The following is an 18,498-nucleotide window of genomic DNA, read 5'->3' as shown; positions in this document are numbered from 1 at the left end:
GATATGAAGAGATTGGAATCACTGGATGCCCTGCGCGGGTTTGATATGTTATGGATTATGGGAGCTCCCGGCATTATAGAAGCTTTGAAGCAACTATGGGGTGGCGATTTACTGGTATGGGCTTCGCATGAGATGCATCATGCCGAGTGGCACGGGCTGACTATAATGGACCTTGTTTTTCCTACGTTCTTGTTTATAGCAGGCTGTTCTTTCTCGCTGTCTTTGGCAAAGCGGAGGGAGAACGGAGAAACAAACCGGCGAATATATAAGCATATTTGGGTAAGAACCTGCTGGATGATTTTGCTGGGTTGTGTTTACAACGGATTACTTGCTTTTGATTTCGACAACATGCGTTACGCCAGTGTGCTGGGACGGATCGGACTGGCCTGGATGTTTGCAGCGCTGATCGTGATGCATGTGTCAAACAGGAAAATTCGTTTGCTATTGCCATTGGCTATTTTATTGCTGTATAGTTTGATGATAGGAACTATACTTGCTCCTGATGCTTTGCCGGGAACAGATATATACTCTGCCCGGGGCTCTGTTGTAGGCTGGATGGATAGAATGTTCCTTCCCGGTAAACTGTATGGGGGTGATTTTGACCCTGAAGGGTTATTGGGTATTATTCCTGCTGTATCGACAGCTCTGCTGGGTATGGCAACAGGGGAAGTGCTGCTAAATAAAAAGGGGTATACGGGAAGCCTCATTTGCGGAACATTAGCTATTTACGGAAGCTTATTGTTGTCTTTGGGAATGATATGGAGCTTGTTTGAACCGATTAATAAATCATTGTGGTCGGGCTCGTTTACCCTAATCAGTGGAGGTATCGCGTTGGTCTTTTTGCTCTTATTCTATTGGCTGATCGACATCAGAGGGTATAAAAAATGGGCTTTCTTTTTCCGGGTGATCGGAGTCAATTCATTGATTATTTACCTGGGGCAATGTATCATTGATTTTGGCGGAATAGCCCATTATTTTATAGGCGGTTTGGCTTCTCTTTTCGAAAAAGAAGTATTTGCATTGATTCTTAGTCTGGGTTACGTATCGGTTTGCTGGCTCTTTCTTTATTTCTTATACAAACAGAAGGTTTTTTTGAAAATATAACTGTGTAGTGTTTACTTTTACAACACCACTTGCACAGCCACGGGACAGTGATCCGAAGGATTTATTATTATCTCCTTTATTATTACGATTGAATCAATTTCAATCAGCAACATTGTTTGAAAAACTAAACGCTTGGCTTGTTACATTGTATAGGTTAACTCTTAAACGTAAGTCATTATGAAAAGAATTTATTTTTTACTTTTTCTTGCAGGGATTGTTAGTGTTGCTAATCAAAGTGAAGCTTGTACGCGTGTGGTATATAAAGGTCCACATAACACTGTGCTGACTGCTCGTTCTATGGATTGGAAAACTGAGATTGATGCCAATCTGTGGGTTTTTCCCAGAGGTATAAGTAGAGACGGACAGGTGGGGTCGCTGTCTGTAAAGTGGACGTCGAGGTATGGCAGTGTTATTGCCAGTGCCTGGGATATTGCTACTGCAGATGGTATGAGTGAAAAGGGGTTGGTAGCGAATGTGTTATGGTTGGCAGAATCGGAGTATCCTCGTTTCGATCCGCAAGGAGGAAAGCAGGGTTTGGCCATTTCACTCTGGGCGCAATATATGTTAGATAATTTTGCTACTGTGAAAGAGGCCGTCGGTTACATGAAGAATGAACCGTTCTTGGTAGTCAGTGATTATATTCCCGGAACAGATAAGTTTACGACTTTGCATCTGTCTTTATCCGATGCGGATGGTGATAATGCCATCTTTGAAGACATAAACGGTAAGCTGGGTAGATTTGAAGGGCTTTGATCTAAGTGAGAAGAAAGGGAAAATAATGAAACTTGACTTGAGTAATTTTGCAACTTATAATGGGTGGTTAATGCTTCTTTTAAACCGAGCAAGCCTTTTGTTTTTTAGGTATCTAAACAGGCTTAAAGGCGGCAAGTATGCTTGATATGACACACGTCGGGGAAAATGAACGGATACCTCAAACAGACGATATGCGTACTTCAACAAGGTTAACAAATGGTCTTATTGGTAAAAATTGTATAATGTTTTTGGTAAATAACTTTTTATCGCTACTTTTTGCAACTATAGTTAACAATGCTTTGTTCTAACTATGATACACTAAATTCTTAATTTTATGAAAAAGAATTTTTTATTTGTTTTTTTGTTAACTATTCCCTTTTTAGGGATGAATAGTCAGTCATTGCTCGACGGGAACGGAACGCGTGATAATTGGTCACTGGGTGTGCGCGGAGGCGCGGTAACTCCTTTTAAGCATAGCGCTTTTGTGAAGAACATGCGACCGGCTATGGGGGTGGAGCTTTCCAAACAGTTAACTCCGGTATTCGGACTGGGAGTTGAAGGTATGGGCTATATGAATGTTAGTGAAAGTAAAACGGCTTTTGATGCGTCGAATGTGAGTCTGTTAGGTAAAGTGAATCTGATGAATTTACTGGGTGGTTACCCGGGTGAACCGCGTACTTTCGAAATGGAAGGGGTACTTGGTACGGGATGGATGCATTCTTTTGTAAATGGAGACGGTGATGATAATAGCTGGTCAACCAAAGTGGGTATGAATTTTAATTTTAACCTTGGTGAAGCTAAAGCGTGGACTTTCGCCCTGAAACCGGGGTTGGTGTATGATATGGATGGCGATTTTAATGCGCATAAAAGTCGCTTCAATGCCAATAATGCTCAAGTGGAATTGACGGCCGGACTGATTTATCATTTTAAAAACAGCAATGGGAAACGTTATTTTGGCCATGCCAAACCGTATAATCAGGCGGAAATAGATGCGTTGAACGGTGACATCAATGATTTGCGTAGCAATCTGAATGCTGAAAGAAACCAACAAGCATCTTTGCATTCAAAGAACAGGGAGCTAAGCGTGTTGTTGGATGAATGCCTTAACAAGAAACCGGTGATTCAGCAGGTGATAGAGACTTCTTCAACCCGAATGCTGGAGTCTGTAGTGTCTTTCCGTCAGGGAAAGTCAACCATCGACAATTCTCAACTACCCAATGTGGAAAGAATTGGTATGTATATGAAGAGACATAATGAAGCAAAAGTGGTAATCAAGGGTTTTGCCTCTCCGGAAGGTGCTCTTGAACTGAATGAGCGACTGGCTTTGGCAAGGGCTTATGCCGTGAAAAATATGCTGATAAAGAAATATGGAATAAGTAGCGAACGCATTCTTGCACAAGGTGAGGGAGTGGGCAATATGTATTCGGATCCGGACTGGAATCGTGTGAGTATTTGTACCATTAAAGAAGAAAGCAAATAATATTTATTCTCTCTTTGTATGCCATTGCGCCATGAAATTTAATCGTTTCATGGCGCTTTTTTATTACCTGATTGTTTAGATAAGTGCCTTAAATGATGATCTATTCTTTCTGCCCAATAGGGGGGCACATGGTGTTTTAAAGCGTATTCGTGGAAATGGCTGACGGCAAGTGTGACTTCAGAAATTATCTTTTGTTCGTTTTTATTAGCGTAATGTCACCACACTTATTCCGGCCTTGTTTGCTGCTTCTTGTTGAGTAAGCTGACATAAATAAATTTATGGTTATGTGGAAATAATAGAGATAAAAATAAATATATTTATGGTTAGGTGGGGCTTTATTCAAATTGTATCATGTCTGAGATTTGCAGGAAATATTCATTTGACCAGATAGCTAGCTCTTGACGATTAATGACGAAATCTTCGACATCGGCTTTCACTTGATTCATGTTGGTTGTGGCAAGATGTTCCTTGAGAATTCCCATAAATTCCTCTTTCGACATCACTTTTCCATTGAATTGCAGAATACGTTCCTGTAAATGTGCAAAGTTCAGTTTGATACCGTTGCGCACGTACCATTCAAAATCATACCAATCACGACCTTTTACTCTATGTTTCCAAGAACGGAAAACTAATGCGTGCATTTTTCCTGCAAAAAGGTCAGATAATGTATAGCATCTTGTCATAAATGAGAATGGTTGAAGTAATAACTTCTGCTCAGTGGAGAAATGCAATGGAGGTTGGGTATCTACTTCAATCTTTATCTATCAATTTGGCGATGTTTAGCAATGATGTTTTCTTCCGGCCGATTTGAGCACATTCACGGAATATAGAGGAATTCATCTTCTTTAAGGCATCCATATCAAAGCGGATGTCTTCTTCAAGATATTGTTCCGTGGAAGTGAGAAACCGCAAATTAAGATTAGGCGTTGATATAACCAAATCACAAAGGGCTTTTTCGGGAGAGGCTATCATGTAGCTTACTCCTTCCTCGGTGTATATGGTAACACCTATACTGTAATATTTTGGTGGGCACTGCACGTACACAAATTCACCTAACGTGGTTTCTATTCGTCTTGAACGCTCGGTGGTCATAGACTTTATGGAGAAAACCCGTTCCGGAATTAAACCGTATTCACGAAGGGCGGTTTGCATGGATACGTATGAACGACCATAGAGATGATTGGCTATAAGCCCGGAAGATAGTTTTTTACCGGAGATTTTGGGCGCAACGACATAAATACCACGCTTGATGCGTATCAGATCACCTTGTCGCTCCATATTCATTAGTTTTTGAAGCGGGGCATTGTATCCTTTCAATAAAGATGTTATAACATCTGCATTTACGGGTACATTTCCGAATTGTTTGAGGTTTATTTCCATAGACATAAATAAACATTTTCGCAAATATAGTAATTATTTGCATACTTAATTAGATTTTTTCTAATTATCTATGCAAATTTTGTCGCTAAAGGGCACTTTATGAGGATATCTTCTGCGGATAGGAAAAAATAACTGATGCAACGTGGTGGCTGAAATAATTCAAAAGGTTATGTTTGCAATATATTAAATAAATCGCGAAAATGAAGAAAGTGTTTTTTTTGTGTTTTCTTTTCTCCTCTCTGCTGCTGCATGCGGGCAGGCCTGTGCTGAAATTGCACAAGGGGAATTTTAAGATAGTTCAGTTTACGGATGTTCACTGGAGTGTGGGCAGCAAGTACGAGGTGAAAAACGATAGTACGCTGTTGGTTATGAATGCGGTGCTTGATGCTGAGAAGCCCGACTTGGTGGTGTTTACCGGTGATGTGGTGGTTTCAAAGAATGCGCTGGAAGGTTGGGAGCGTGTGCTGGCTCCTGTGGAGTTGCGCAAGATTCCTTTTGCGGTGACGTTTGGTAACCACGATACGGAAGCGGATGTGCCCACAACGGATGTGTTGGCTTTCATAGCAAAGAGGCCGTATAATGTAACGACAAACGCCGGCGGCGGAGTAGAGGGGGTGGGCAACTGTGTGTTGCCCGTCAGAAACGAAAAGGAGGATGCTACGGCTTGGAATCTTTTTCTGTTTGACTCTCATGCGTATACCAACGACTCAACGCTGGGGTATTATGATTGGATAAAGAAAAGTCAGGTGGACTGGTTTGTGGCGGAAAGTAACCGGAGTGCCGCGAAGAACAAACGGAACGTGCCGGCTCTGGCTTTCTTCCATATTCCTGTTCCGGAATATGAGTATGTGCGCTTGCAGAAGAATACGGTGGGAAATACATCGGAGAAGGTGTGCTCGCCGTTGCTGAACAGTGGGCTGTTTTTTGCTTTCATGCAGCAGCAGAATGTGAAGGCTACTTTTGTGGGGCATGATCACAACAATGATTTTGTAGGTTCCCTGGCGGGTATCGAGTTATGTTACGGGAGAAAAACGGGATTCCTCTCGTACGGCATACTGGAGAAGGGTGCGCGGGTGATTGAAATCAACGAGAATGGGGAGATGAGCACGCACATCAGAACGTTGCACGGAACGGAGTAGTTTCTTTGGTTAGACAGTAGTATGTAACGTCACTAAAAGTATTTGTATCATGAATAAACGGATGATCCGTTTTTTATGGATACTTTTGGAGCTGTAAAATACTTATGTCTAATCAAAAAGAAGAATGAAAAAGTTATTAATCGCATGTTGCGCTCTGCTGTTGAGCGTGGGATCTTTTGCGCAAGATCCTAATTTTTACATTTACCTTTGTTTCGGTCAGTCGAACATGGAGGGCAATGCCCGTTATGAGGCGCAAGATACTATTGTGAATCCGCGTTTCCAGGTTTTATCTGCTGTGGATAACAGTGAGGTGGGACGGTTGAAAGGAAAATGGTATCCGGCAAGGGCGCCGCTATGCCGTAAGGGTACGGGACTGGGACCTGCCGATTATTTTGGTCGTACGATGGTGGAGAATCTGCCCGAGAATGTACGGGTGGGGGTGGTGCACGTAGCCATTGGTGGTTGCCGCATTGAGTTGTTTCAGAAGGATAAGTACAAGGAATACATAAAAACTGCACCCGAGTGGATGAAGGGGATGCTGAAGGCGTATGATGATGATCCGTATGCCCGACTGGTGGAGATGGCGAAGCTGGCTCAAAAGGACGGGGTGATCAAGGGGATTTTGATGCACCAGGGTGAGTCGAACACGGGCGAAAAGGAATGGCCGTTGAAGGTGAAGGATGTGTACGATAATTTATTGGCGGACTTGAATCTGCGTGGGCAGGATGTGCCGTTGATTGCCGGTGAGGTGGTGAATGCGGATCACGGGGGGACGTGTGCTTCGATGAATCCGATCATTGCGACGCTGCCGGAGGTGATTCCGAACAGTTACGTGATTTCGTCGGCCGGACTGGGCTGTGCGTTCGATCATTTGCATTTTGATGCGGCTGGTTATCGTATATTCGGTCAACGGTATGCGGCGCAGGCGCTGAAGTTGCTGGGTGTTGGCTTGCCTACCGCGGAGGAGCTCATGGAGCGTACGGTGCCGGCGTCGACTAACATGCACGGTTGTGATTTTCCTCGTCTGGATCAGGATAACCGTGCTTACTTTCGTCTGTTCGCTCCCGATGTGAAGCGTTTGCAGGTGGATGTGTGCGGCAAGCGTTATGATATGCTGAAGGATGAAAAGGGCTGGTGGAGTGCTAAAACGGATAAATTGGTGGTGGGGTTCCACTATTATTTCTTGCTGGTGGACGGTTTCTCTGTGATTGACCCGATGAGTAACACGTTCTTTGGCTGTAGCCGCATGGCGAGTGGCATCGAGGTACCCGAAGGCAAGGAGGGGGATTATTATCGGACGCAGAATGTGCCTCACGGACAGGTGCGCACGGTGACTTATTTCTCGGAAAGCCAGCAGAAGTTCCGCCGTTGTGTAGTGTATACACCGGCCGAATATGAAAAGAATACGAAGAAGCGTTATCCGGTGCTTTACTTGCAACACGGTATGGGTGAGGATGAAACGGGATGGTCTACGCAGGGGTATATGTATAACATCTTGGATAACCAGATTGCCCAAGGTAAGTGTGTGCCGATGATTGTGGTGATGGAAAGCGGTGATGTGGAAGTGGGCTTCCGTCCGCGCCCCAACAAGGATGCAAATGCCGAACGCAATTTATACGGTGCTTCGTTTGCCACGCTGATGGTACAGGATTTGATTCCGATGATTGACAAAACGTTCCGTACGTATACGGATCGTGAAAACAGAGCCATGGCGGGTTTGTCATGGGGTGGCAAGCAGACGTTTGACATTACGCTGACGAACTTGGATAAGTTCTCGTACATCGGTGCTTTCAGCGGTGCTATCTTCGGACTGAATGTGAAGGATGCGTTCAACGGTGTGTTTGCGGATGCCAAGGCGTTCAATAAGAAGGTGAACTATCTTTTCCTGGGTAGCGGCACGGAAGAAAACATGGGCACAGCGGCTTTGGTGAAGTCTCTGCGCGACATGAATATCAATCTGACTGAGTATGTGTCTCAGGGCACGGCACACGAATGGCTAACCTGGCGCAGGTGCTTGAATGAATTTATACCGCATCTGTTCAAGCGTTAATCGACTTTGATTTTATATTGAGGAATAATACGTACCCGATTGATCCGGCAAACTGAGCCTTTGGAGAAATCGGGTACGTTTTTTATAGCATTCGCGAAGTCTGATCGTTAGCGGAACATTTTCTTGAGGGTTTCGGCCAGGCAGAAGCGGGCGTGCATCCAGGTGTGGCTGCCTTCACGGATTACTTGCTGGTGCTGAATGCCTTTTGTCTTGAAGTAATTGAGGTTGTCGATCACTCCTTGGTAGAGGAAGTCACTGGTTCCTACACCGAGCCACAACATCTTGAAGCTGTTGGCGTCTTTCGCCAGGTTAGGGAAGTATTTGTCCATGCATTCGGGGGTGAGGTATGCGCTGTAGGAAGCTAACCAGGCAAACTTGTCGGGATGCTGCAGGGCGGTGAACATGGCTTGTCCGCCTCCACGTGAGAAACCGGCTATGGCGCGGTGGTCGCGATCGTTGATGGTTCGGTAGTTCTGTTCCACGAATGGCATGACACACTCGGTAAGCTCTTGAGCGAAGGTGACATATTTCTCGGCTGCGGCCATGGTCGACGGTCCCGGTGTGACGCCGGTGTTCATGTAGCCGTAGGGCATGACGATGATCATGGGCTCCGCTTGCTGACGGGCAATGAGGTTGTCGAGTATGGTGTTGGCGCGTCCTACCTTGAACCAGGTTTCTTCGGTATCGGTGGTACCGCTGATGAGGTAGAACACGGGGTATTTCTTCGTTGGGTTTTGGTCGTACTCTGCAGGGGTGTAGACCAGTACGTTGCGGTATTGATTCAACACGTGCGATTGATAGATGCCATACTGCACTTTGCCGTGAGGCACGGGGTTGACGGTGTAGAGTGCGTTGGGATCGGGGATTTCGAGCAGACTGGCCTTGAAGGTTTCATTGGGGAAGATGTGGGGGTTACCGGGATCGGCTACTTCCACTCCGTCGATGATCAGGTTGTAGGGATAGATGTCGGCTGTGGGTGATGGAAGGGTAACGCTCCATATCCCATCGGTTCCTTTGATTAACGGTGCGGTGCCCGACATGAATTGGCCTCTTACTTCCACCCGTTGGGCAGCAGGTGCTTTGATGCGAAAGGTGATGGTGCCGTTCGGATTAATAACGGGAGAGGTTAATACACTCATATCCTGAGCATGGAGCATGCCGCATGCGAGGAGTAGACAAAATAATAACAGATGTTTTTTCATGATATCATAAATAATATTAGGTTGTATTTCTACAAAATTACAGTTTTTTTTAATACGAAATGAACTTCTTTTTGTCAGTGCCCCGTTTTACCGTTTATTTACGCCTTAACGGGGCAAATCTGTATCTTCACCATAAAGATTTGTATCATGAGGTGGTAGCGATTTGCGGGAAGATGAGTACATTTGAGGAATAAAATAACATGTTAACTAAAGAAGAATGAAAAACTTTATCCTGATTTTTGCGGCTCTTTTTATATGTGCCGGTTCTTTTGCGCAAACGCAATGGACGAATGTTAGTTATGCCGATGATGATTTAGAAGGACACAAACTGGACATTGTGCTGCCGGACACCAATCAGCCTTCTTACAAAGCGGTGGTGTTGATTTACGGTAGTGCATGGTTTGCCAATAACATGAAGCAGATGGCTTTTCAGGCCATGGGGAAGCCGTTGCTTGAGAGTGGTTTTGCAGTGATAAGCATCAATCACCGGTCGAGTGGAGATGCCAAATTCCCGGCACAGATTAATGATGTGAAGGCGGCCATACGCTTCATTCGTGCCAATGCGGAGAAATACAAAATTGATGCGTCGTTTATCGGTATCACCGGTTTCTCATCGGGCGGTCATCTGTCGGCACTGGCAGGGGCAACCAATGGGGTGAAAGCTTATACGGTGGGCAATACTACGGTAGATATAGAGGGCAGTGTGGGAGCATACGGTTCTTTTAGCAGTGATGTAGATGCAGTGGTCGACTGGTTTGGCCCTATTGACATGACGCGCATGGAGAATTGCAACACCACGAAGGGTGCCGATTCACCCGAGGCTGCTCTGATAGGTGGTGCTCCGGCCGATCATCCGGAGATGTTGGCGTTGCTTAATCCGATGACTTATCTGGATGTGAAGGATCCGAAGTTCTTAGTGATTCATGGAGATGCCGACACGGTAGTGCCTAATTGCCAGAGTATTTATTTCTCTGATGCATTGAAAGCAAAGGGCTTGTTGGAGGAGTTTATTTCGGTTCCGGGCGGTCAGCACGGTCCGGTGACTTTCAATGAGGCTACTTTCAAAAAGATGACAGAATTCTTCGTGAAGCAAAGCAAGTAAAGGTGTAATTACACTTTTTAGTCGGAGTTTCTGTTGGTTCTTTTATTTATGTTTTATATTTGTAAGCGTATGCTAATAATAACCATTTATCAGATGTAATTATGACACAGAGAATGCGCTTGCTTTTATTACTTTTTGTAGGCATCCAGTTTGTTACGTTGGCCCGTGCTGAAAATTATCCTTACCGGAGTGATGTGCTTTGGGTAACTGTACCCGACAAGGCCGATTGGCTCTACCAAACAGGGGAGAAAGCTAAGGTGGAAATACAGTTTTACAAATATGGTATTCCGAGAGATGTGGAGGTGAGTTATGAACTGGGATATGACATGCTGCCTGCTCATGACAAGGGAAAGTTGGTGCTGAAAAATGGTAGAGGGGTCATTGCGTTGGGAACGATGAAGGAGCCCGGATTTTTGGATTGCAGGCTGACTGCTGTGGCTGATGGCAAGACGTACAAACATCATGTGAAGGTGGGATTCTCACCCGAGAAGCTGAAACCGTATACTCAATTGCCGGCCGATTTTACGGAGTTCTGGAAAAAGGCTAAGGAGGAACTGGATCAGTATCCGCTGACGTTTACCATGAAGAAAGTAGAAAAGTACAGTTCGGATGAGGTGAATTGTTACTTGGTAAAGCTGTATGTGAATAACAAGAAGCAGGCGGTATACGGTTATCTTACCATGCCGGTGAAGCCCGGTAAGTATCCGGTGGTAATTTGTCCGCCGGGTGCCGGAATCAAGACAATCAAAGAACCCATGAAACGTATTTATTATGCTCAGAATGGTTTAATACGCCTGGAGATGGAGATTCATGGATTGAATCCTGAGATGAGTGAGGATGATTTTACTGAGGTGAGCCGCGCTTTCAACGGGGCGGAGAATGGGTATCTGACCAATAACCTGGACGATAAAGATAATTATTATATGAAGCGGGTGTATCTGGCTTGTGTGCGTGCGGTTGATTTCCTGACTTCGCTACCCGAATGGGATGGAAAGAATGTGATTGCTCAAGGTGGTAGTCAGGGAGGTGCACTGGCGCTTGTAACGGCGGGACTGGATGAGCGTGTAACGGCGTGTGTGGCCAATCATCCGGCTCTGAGTGACATGGCAGGCTACCTGTGGGGTACCGGAGGGTATCCGCATTTTAACCGCATGAGAAACATGCTGACTCCGGAAAAGGTGAAGACGCTGGCTTATTATGATGTGGTGAACTTTGCACGATTTGTTCGTTGCAACACGTATCTCACCTGGGGATTTAATGATGATGTGTGTCCGCCCACAACCAGTTATCGGGTGTACAACCTGATTCAGGCACCCAAGGAGGCTTTGATTACTCCCATTAATGAACACTGGACATCTGATGATACGGAATATGGGCACATGCTTTGGATAAAAAAGCAGGTGAAGTGATTGATGTTTAGTTTGCGGAAATGAGACAGGTTGAGTGCTGAATGTAATAGGAGGACGCAAATAGCCAGAAGTCGATACGTTTTATTCATAACGTTCGCTTCTGGCTTGTAATTGTAAAAAAGCGGCAGAGTGAATGAAGCTTTTTAATGCTTATCGGTACTCTTTACCGTCGACTCCGAAGATAGGAGTGGCGGCTTTTTGCTGACTACGATAGTATTGTACGGCACTGTCATTCATTCGTGGATAAAAATTTTGTAACATCATAATTATTTCGGATCCTGCCAAAAGGGTGGGGCCATAACCGTGAGCTGCATAGACATTGACTGGGCGATAGTAATAATATGCCGGGTCAAAAGCCATACCTGTGCCGACGCAAGTCCCCTTTACCTGACCTTTTTCACTAATGCATGATGCAACTGCACTCCATCCCAACTGGGCTACGGGACCGTATGATATGGGGTTAAGCCAGCCTTGGTTGATGCCGTGGGCAATGCAATAGACAAAGATGGCGGTGGCGGACGTCTCCAGGTAGGAGTCGTTACGGTCCAGCAGCTGATGCCAGAATCCTTCACTTGATTGACAGGAGGCAATGCCTTTGACGTGCTCACGATATTGCTGTAGCACCTCGTTTCGATCAGGGTGCCCGGCTGGTAATACATCGAGTACTTCGGTCAGCGTGAGTAACGCCCAGCCGTTGGCTCGCCCCCAGTGGAAAGCAGTATGCGTATCGGCTTCTTCTACCCAGCCATGCATGTAGAGTTTTTTTTCCGGTACAAACATGCGGTTGCTAAACTGACGAATCTGTTTCACTGCTTCATCAAAATAGCGATTTTCGCCTGTTAAGGAGCCCATTTGTGCAATAGCAGGAATGGCCATATACATGTCATCAAGCCATAGTGTGTTGGCTTGGGGCCGCATACGGGCAAAGGTGCCATCAGACAGTCGATGCTCTTTGTGTTCAATAAATTGCATGTAATTGGAAATTATACTACTGAAATCGACTTCAGGGGCCAGCCTACGGGCTTTGATGAAGGCTGCACACATGGAACCAGCATCATCAAGCGCTTCGGGGTGCAAGAGCTGTTTCATCTGTTTGTCAATTACTCCTTGGTCTTTCATCAGCTGCTTGAAACGGAGGGCTTCACGTGCCAGAAAACTGAGTCTGTCTGTTACGTAACGAATGTAACGGACATCTCCGGTTGCCTGGGCAGCTTTCAACATGCCCGAATAAGTAACTCCCCATTCGTAGCTTGCCAGACGGAAATCGCCATGCTCGAGCCGCGTAGTTCTCCCTGAGCCGGCTACCCGCATGGGGGTAGCCGTTTCGAGGTAGCTTAGTATCTGGTCCAGTGAGGCTTTAATTTCTTCTTTATTCCACTCCTTGTAGGGAATGACGTGTTGAGGGACCAACAGGTGTAATGCCGTGTTTGAGTCGTTGAGTTCTGGATGTCCCTTAGGAGGTTGCTGGCACGAACCCAGTGCGAAGCTCATCAGGCATGCACCTGTCCAAAAGCTTATTTTATTCATACGTGCGATTGGTATTGGTTAATAGCCCGGGTTTTGTTGTGCTTTCTTTTCATCAGCCGTCAGAGCTTTGCCCTCTTTCTGGATAATGTCCAGATAGGTTTGCGGGATAGGACGCAGACTGTGGTAACTCTGAATATTAGGTGCTGCATCTTTATTGAATGCTTTGGCACGTTTTACCAGGGTTTGTGTGCGTGCCAGATCTTCCCAACGTACAAATTCTCCACACATTTCACGGGTTTTTTCGTTGAGGAGGAAGCACATAGCTACGTCATATGCCGAACTCACACCGAGTTTTTCGCAAACAGAGCGGTCTTCGGCAGGCAAGTTGGCTATGGAAGTAATATCAGTTACGGTTAGTACTGAAGCTTGTGAGTTGAGGGTGCCTGCAGCTACGTTGTTTGACTCGTAGTAGGAGTTACGGTTGCAGTAGGTTCCTTTACCCGCTACGGCAGTGTAAACAGACCAACCGAGTGCATTTTCGTTCCAGGCACCGCCTCCGTCGATATAGTTGGCACGATCTTCACCGGCTTTCCATTGGGCACGTGTGCGTAGTGGAGTGATGTATTTCAGCGCTTCGGTGTACTCTCCCTTACGGATATATGCTTCGGCAATGAAGAGGTAATCTTCTGCTGAACGTGCAAGAATTCCGTCACGATAACCTTGTTCTTGTGATACGGTTTTACGAGAACCATCCATATACTTACTTAACGGAGCATAATATTTAAGGTAGGTGTCACCTTCCATGGGATTACTTGTTTCATTGCTACCCGAAGGATAGATAGCAAATGTGGTAGGCACCAGTTTACCGGTCTCTGCATCTTTCACGCTTTCTTTGTTCCATATTTCGGCAAAACGATTATCGCCCGGTTGGTTGAGAATAAACATTAAACCACGATCGCCCGCTACATATGTATCATTTGTCCCGGTAGTCGAAGCTTTGGTACAGTTGAATTTAGTGCGGAATGATTTCCATAAACGGGAATCATTCAGGTGATTAAACACGTTATACGTATAGTAGCTGGTACGCAAGCGTTGGTATTCGCGTCCGCCGGATATATCTCGTGCCATTCCTGGCAAATCACGATATATATTCAGAAAATACAGATGTTGTGGGTTGCCGTATTTGCCTTGTGTGGCATCTGCCGAAGTAAACTGAGCTGCCAGTACAACTTCAGAGAGTTTCTCGTTGCTTCCGTCGGGTGTGGTATAGGCCCAAAGCTCATGGAAATTAGTAGCCAGCGGATGATCGGTGATTACTTCTGAAGCATATTTAATGACATTGTCCAAGTCGGCACTTTGGGTACTTGCATTCCAACTGTCATTTATTTCGGATGCACGCCACAGATAGGCCTTGGCCAAGAAATGTGCGGCAGCCGACTGAGTTAATTTACCTTCAACAGATTCTGTTTCGGGTAATTTTGCATAAGCTTCGAGTAGATCGGCAATTACCTGGTCCATTACTTCTTGTGATGTGGCACGAGTGAACTCGAGTTCCACACTGGTAGAAGGTTCCAGCTTGATAGGTACCCCCCCGTATTGACGTAGTAGTTTAAAGTAATTGAAACCACGTATGAAATGAGCTGTTCCCAATGCTTCATTTTTTTTGCTTCCAGTATAAGTTTCGCACTTTTTTATCAACGTGTTGGCGGTGGCAATACCGGCATACATATTATCCCAAACGTCGTATGCATGGGTGGTGTTGATGTTCACAACCGGAATGTCAGAACTGAGACTCGAGATATATGAGTTCCACATGGCATTGGACCCGTCACCACCTACAATGAATTCGTCGGTTCCGTAATTTGTTGTTGAGAAGCCCCATTCGAAAGCGAAATGATAGCGTAAGTTGTAATAGATACCTGTCATGAGTGATTCTACTCCTTCGTCAGTATCAAAGTATTCGGTGTTTTGATCTGTTGTGAGCTTTTCATCGAGAAAATCGCTGCATGAAGTGATTACCGGTAATGTTAGACTGCCCGCCAACATGCAAAATAGTATGTTTTTATTTAGTTTCATTTTTAGTAAATTTAAAGGTTATTAAAAGGTTACGTTCAAACCAAAAGTAAGGCCCGAATTATACGTATTACTATAAGTATCCATATCGATAAAGTCGATGTGACTGAAAACCATGCCGGGGTTCTTGCATTGAGCATAGAGTTTCAGATTAGAAAGTCCTGTACCTTTGAGCATCTTTCCCGGGAATGTATAACCGAGTGAGATGTTTCGTATCTTAAGATAGGAGCCATTCTTGAAGCCAAGCACATAGTAATAAGCGTCTTTGCCACCTTCGTCGAATATGGGTTTCTGGTATTCGGCATTCTTGTTATTCTCGTTGTAGTAATCATAACTGCGTACGTTGTAACGTCCACCTACCCATACACCTCCGGTATTGTATGTATAATCCATACGTCCGTAAAGTTGTATGCCTAGTTCCCAACCTTTATAGGTGATATTGGAACCAATACCAAGAGTCCACCTAGGATCTGTGTGACCAATAATCTTGCGATCATCGTTGGCGTCAATCTTGTAATCATCGTTCTGATCAGCCGGTCGTGCCATACCTACTTGGAAGTTATGGCCGTTAGCATTGAATTTAGCCATTTCTGCAGCATCTTCTTCTTTCCAGATTCCTGCCGATTCATAATCATAAATAACGTTTACAGATTCACCGATAAACCATCCGTTGCTGATATCGTCTTGCTTTCCATTAGCTAATGACACGATTTCATTTTTTGTGTAAGCGGCGTTGAGGCCTATATTCCATTCGAGATCGCGTGTTTTTATCGGAACCAGATTGAGAGTCAGATCATAACCAAAGTTTTTGGTTTCACCAATATTGTTGTAGGTAGCCATGTATCCTGTTAAAGATGGAATGCTTTGAAGCATAAGTAGATCACTGGTGCGCGATGTATAAATATCGAAAATACCACTGACGCGTCCGTTGAGGAATCCGAAATCGATCCCGAGGTTCCATTGTTTGGTCTTTTCCCATCCTAATTTCTGGTTGGCCAATGTAATAGCTCCGTCGGCCAGTTGTGATTCATAACCTACGTAGCCTGCAGTTGGTGAACTGCCGAAGGGGTAGAAGAGACTGGCAATAGCACCTTTGGTAGAATAGGGAGCGATGGCGGAATTACCGGTTACACCGTAACCTAGGCGGAGCTTCAACTGACTAATCCACGGAAGTTCTTTGAAGAACTCTTCTTGATCTATGCGCCAGCCTAGAGCTACAGAGGGGAAAGTTGACCATTTGTAACCTTCGGCTAACTGTGAGGCACCATCACGGCGTACGGAAGCGGTAAGCATGTAGCGTCCGTTGTAGGTGTAATTGATGCGACCCATGTAAGAGAGGAGTTGCTTTTCTGTAAGCGAAGAATCCCAGCTTTTGAGAGCGCTGATATTTGTAGTGCTCAGTGCATTCCATAGCGAACTTGATAAAGGAATGCCTTCGGCTGCCATGTAGTTCGATTCATATTCGTATTGAGTGGCTGTTTGCAAAAGAGTAAATCCGAAATCGTGCTTACCGATGCTTTTGTTGTAGTAAAGCAAATTATCGAGTGTCCATGAAAAGTCTGTGCTTTTGGTTAGCGAGGCATAGTTCACACCTTCGCGGTTTACACTTTCAGCATCGTTAAACATACCGCGACGGTAGTAACGGAAATCAGGACCGAAATTCACCTTATAAGACAATCCTTCGAGGGGCTTCCATATTTTGCCAAGGTTGAACTGCGCATAGAAACTTCCTAAAGCACGGAATACTTTACGCTCATCTTTGGAATACTGCCATTCGTCGACAACGGTCTTGATTTTGGAATCGGCTCCCGGATATTCGATGCGGCTTCCTTCATCATCGTAGGGAACAGCATAAACTAAGTTGCGTGTGGCAGCGGCATAGGCACTGTTGGGACCAGAAGTTGTTCCTCCGTCATTGGACATTCCGTAGTTTTGTATACTGTAAGTAGCGTTTACGGTGGCACCCAATGATAGCCAGTTGGTTAGTTTGAGGTCGTTGCTCACTTTGGCTGTGTAGCGGTTGTAATCTTGCCCTTTGATGGTGCCCTTGTTGTTCAGCCATCCGAATGAGACATACGATTGGTTTTTCTCGTTACCACCCGATCCGCTGACTGTATGTTCTGTAGTGATTCCGGTCTGTGTCACATATTTAGTCCAGTCTGTCGTACTGACTTTGGAGCCGTCCCACGTTCCTCCTGACCAACCTTTCATGATATTATTCCAAGCATACGGATCATTATCACCATTAAAAATAGCTTTATCGTTTGCCTGAGTAGGCTGATCTCCTCTTGGGTAAACGGATGAATCTCTGTAGTAATAAGCCCAACGGCGCCATTCAAGATATTCTCCTGCCGACATCCATGTGGTACGATCTTTAATTTCGTCAATTGATACGGAACCACTGTAATTAACAGTGAAACGTCCGTCTTTTCCTTTTTTGGTGGTTATAAGAACAACACCGTTGGCTCCACGTGAACCGTAAATAGCAGTAGCAGAGGCATCTTTTAGGATTTCCACAGATTCGATGTCTGATGGGTTGAGCGATTCGAGTACACCGCCACGTGAGTTGGAAAGTCCGTTGAGATCTTCTTCAGGTGTTTTACCAACGGTACCATTCAAAGGTACACCGTCTACTACGTAAAGTGGAGAACTGGAAGCTGTTAGTGAACGTGTACCTCGAATAAAGACATCGCCCATTTCACCAGGACGATCACTTGTGCGAATATCTACTCCGGCTGCTTTACCCTGCATGGCTTCAAATGCATTGGATACCGGTCGGGCGGAAAGCTCTTTGTCGCCGATGCTGACCATAGCACCTGTTACATCTGATTTCTTTTGAGTACCGTAACCAACGACTACTACTTCGTCAATCATCTCGGTATTCTCTTTTAATATGATTTTCTTTTCACTTTTTCCGTCAATAGTGACTAGGCTCTCAGTATATCCTACATAGAATACACGGAGTACATCGCCTGTCTGTGCCTGGATAGTGAAATTTCCATCCATATCGGTGATGGTTCCGTTTTGGGTACCGTTGACCATGACAGTGGCACCGATCATGGGTTCGTTACGTTCGTCGACAACGGAACCCCGTATGGTTCTTTGTTGTGCATGTAGCACAAAGACGAAAGAAGAGATGAAAAGGAATAAGGTGAATACCATTCCTCGTGTGCATGTAGCACAACTAGTTTTGCTTTTTTTCCTGTTTTTCATGATTAAAAGGTTTTGTTTTCCACAAGATTAATTATTTGTATCGCTACACGACAAAATTACTAAGAGGTACAGGGATGGAAATGAAATTCAGTTCAGAATGATGTAAACTAGTGCACACAAAAATAT

The 18,498-nt window shown here is 45.0% G+C and carries 11 protein-coding genes and 2 pseudogenes; 7 read left to right on the top strand and 6 right to left on the bottom strand.

The annotated features are described in order from the left end of the window. Positions 1–3 precede the first annotated feature (3 nt). The 3 genes and pseudogenes from C511_RS0108670 (at position 4) to C511_RS0108655 (ending at position 3,337) form a co-directional block, all read left to right on the top strand. Positions 4–1,104: an acyltransferase family protein gene (locus tag C511_RS0108670; RefSeq protein WP_051260496.1), complete on the top strand. Its 1,101-nt coding sequence runs from the start codon at positions 4–6 to the stop codon at positions 1,102–1,104. A gap of 177 nt (positions 1,105–1,281) precedes the next feature. Further along, positions 1,282–1,836, top strand: a pseudogene (locus C511_RS16525) (linear amide C-N hydrolase); the annotation flags it as partial. Between the two features lie 355 nt (positions 1,837–2,191). Then, on the top strand, positions 2,192–3,337 hold the full coding sequence (locus C511_RS0108655; RefSeq protein WP_024996572.1) for an OmpA family protein: 1,146 nt from the start codon (positions 2,192–2,194) through the stop codon (positions 3,335–3,337). Positions 3,338–3,672: 335 nt separating this feature from the next. Here the strand turns inward: C511_RS0108655 and C511_RS18130 are convergent. Together C511_RS18130 and C511_RS18555 are read right to left on the bottom strand one after the other, a co-directional pair. After that, positions 3,673–4,098 (bottom strand): annotated as a pseudogene (locus C511_RS18130) (nucleotidyl transferase AbiEii/AbiGii toxin family protein); the annotation flags it as partial. Continuing rightward, positions 4,088–4,723 carry a type IV toxin-antitoxin system AbiEi family antitoxin domain-containing protein gene (locus tag C511_RS18555; RefSeq protein WP_169815756.1) on the bottom strand — a complete coding sequence of 212 codons (636 nt, stop codon included), beginning with the start codon at positions 4,721–4,723 and terminating at the stop codon, positions 4,088–4,090. The gene C511_RS18555 and the pseudogene C511_RS18130, both read right to left, overlap by 11 nt. Positions 4,724–4,917: 194 nt before the next feature. Here C511_RS18555 and C511_RS16515 point away from each other — a divergent pair, with 194 nt between their 5' ends. Both C511_RS16515 and C511_RS0108635 read left to right on the top strand, forming a co-directional pair. Then, on the top strand, positions 4,918–5,856 hold the full coding sequence (locus C511_RS16515) for a metallophosphoesterase family protein (RefSeq protein WP_024996570.1): 939 nt from the start codon (positions 4,918–4,920) through the stop codon (positions 5,854–5,856). A gap of 124 nt (positions 5,857–5,980) precedes the next feature. Then, complete coding sequence (locus C511_RS0108635) at positions 5,981–7,906, top strand: sialate O-acetylesterase (RefSeq protein WP_027318055.1); 1,926 nt, start codon at positions 5,981–5,983, stop codon at positions 7,904–7,906. A gap of 107 nt (positions 7,907–8,013) precedes the next feature. Here C511_RS0108635 and C511_RS0108630 read toward each other — a convergent pair whose 3' ends face one another. Then, positions 8,014–9,108 carry an esterase gene (locus C511_RS0108630; RefSeq protein ID WP_027318054.1) on the bottom strand — a complete coding sequence of 365 codons (1,095 nt, stop codon included), beginning with the start codon at positions 9,106–9,108 and terminating at the stop codon, positions 8,014–8,016. 217 nt (positions 9,109–9,325) lie between these two features. On the opposite strand from C511_RS0108630, the gene C511_RS0108625 reads away from it, so the two are divergent. Then, positions 9,326–10,210, top strand: a complete 885-nt coding sequence (locus tag C511_RS0108625) for an alpha/beta hydrolase (protein WP_024996568.1) — start codon at positions 9,326–9,328, stop codon at positions 10,208–10,210. A gap of 101 nt (positions 10,211–10,311) precedes the next feature. Then, positions 10,312–11,619 (top strand): acetylxylan esterase, encoded by a 1,308-nt coding sequence (locus tag C511_RS0108620; protein WP_024996567.1) that lies wholly within the window; start codon positions 10,312–10,314, stop codon positions 11,617–11,619. 150 nt (positions 11,620–11,769) lie between these two features. On the opposite strand, the gene C511_RS0108615 is transcribed toward C511_RS0108620, so the two are convergent. From C511_RS0108615 to C511_RS0108605, 3 genes are read right to left on the bottom strand one after another with little or no spacing between them, the layout of a single operon-like run. Continuing rightward, a complete protein-coding gene (locus tag C511_RS0108615) occupies positions 11,770–13,146 on the bottom strand; it encodes a glycoside hydrolase family 88/105 protein (RefSeq protein ID WP_027318053.1) in 1,377 nt (458 codons plus the stop codon). A gap of 18 nt (positions 13,147–13,164) precedes the next feature. Further along, positions 13,165–15,162, bottom strand: a complete 1,998-nt coding sequence (locus C511_RS0108610; RefSeq protein WP_024996566.1) for a RagB/SusD family nutrient uptake outer membrane protein — start codon at positions 15,160–15,162, stop codon at positions 13,165–13,167. A 21-nt stretch (positions 15,163–15,183) separates the two neighbouring features. Beyond that, a complete protein-coding gene (locus C511_RS0108605) occupies positions 15,184–18,372 on the bottom strand; it encodes a SusC/RagA family TonB-linked outer membrane protein (protein WP_024996565.1) in 3,189 nt (1,062 codons plus the stop codon). Positions 18,373–18,498 lie beyond the last annotated feature (126 nt).

It is taken from the genome of Bacteroides graminisolvens DSM 19988 = JCM 15093 (genome assembly GCF_000428125.1).
GTDB classification, from domain to species: Bacteria; Bacteroidota; Bacteroidia; order Bacteroidales; family Bacteroidaceae; genus Bacteroides; species Bacteroides graminisolvens.
This window is presented reverse-complemented; position numbering and strand designations above follow the sequence as displayed.

What these genes read in the sequence shown, in the direction of transcription:
- C511_RS0108610 (WP_024996566.1), bottom strand. Translation starts at nt 15,162, where the DNA reads ATGAAACTAAATAAAAACATACTATTTTGCATGTTGGCGGGCAGTCTA.
- C511_RS0108605 (WP_024996565.1), bottom strand. Translation starts at nt 18,372, where the DNA reads ATGAAAAACAGGAAAAAAAGCAAAACTAGTTGTGCTACATGCACACGA.
- C511_RS18555 (WP_169815756.1), bottom strand. Translation starts at nt 4,723, where the DNA reads ATGTCTATGGAAATAAACCTCAAACAATTCGGAAATGTACCCGTAAAT.
- C511_RS0108670 (WP_051260496.1), top strand. Translation starts at nt 4, where the DNA reads ATGAAGAGATTGGAATCACTGGATGCCCTGCGCGGGTTTGATATGTTA.
- C511_RS0108625 (WP_024996568.1), top strand. Translation starts at nt 9,326, where the DNA reads ATGAAAAACTTTATCCTGATTTTTGCGGCTCTTTTTATATGTGCCGGT.
- C511_RS0108615 (WP_027318053.1), bottom strand. Translation starts at nt 13,146, where the DNA reads ATGAATAAAATAAGCTTTTGGACAGGTGCATGCCTGATGAGCTTCGCA.
- C511_RS16515 (WP_024996570.1), top strand. Translation starts at nt 4,918, where the DNA reads ATGAAGAAAGTGTTTTTTTTGTGTTTTCTTTTCTCCTCTCTGCTGCTG.
- C511_RS0108630 (WP_027318054.1), bottom strand. Translation starts at nt 9,108, where the DNA reads ATGAAAAAACATCTGTTATTATTTTGTCTACTCCTCGCATGCGGCATG.
- C511_RS0108620 (WP_024996567.1), top strand. Translation starts at nt 10,312, where the DNA reads ATGACACAGAGAATGCGCTTGCTTTTATTACTTTTTGTAGGCATCCAG.
- C511_RS0108655 (WP_024996572.1), top strand. Translation starts at nt 2,192, where the DNA reads ATGAAAAAGAATTTTTTATTTGTTTTTTTGTTAACTATTCCCTTTTTA.
- C511_RS0108635 (WP_027318055.1), top strand. Translation starts at nt 5,981, where the DNA reads ATGAAAAAGTTATTAATCGCATGTTGCGCTCTGCTGTTGAGCGTGGGA.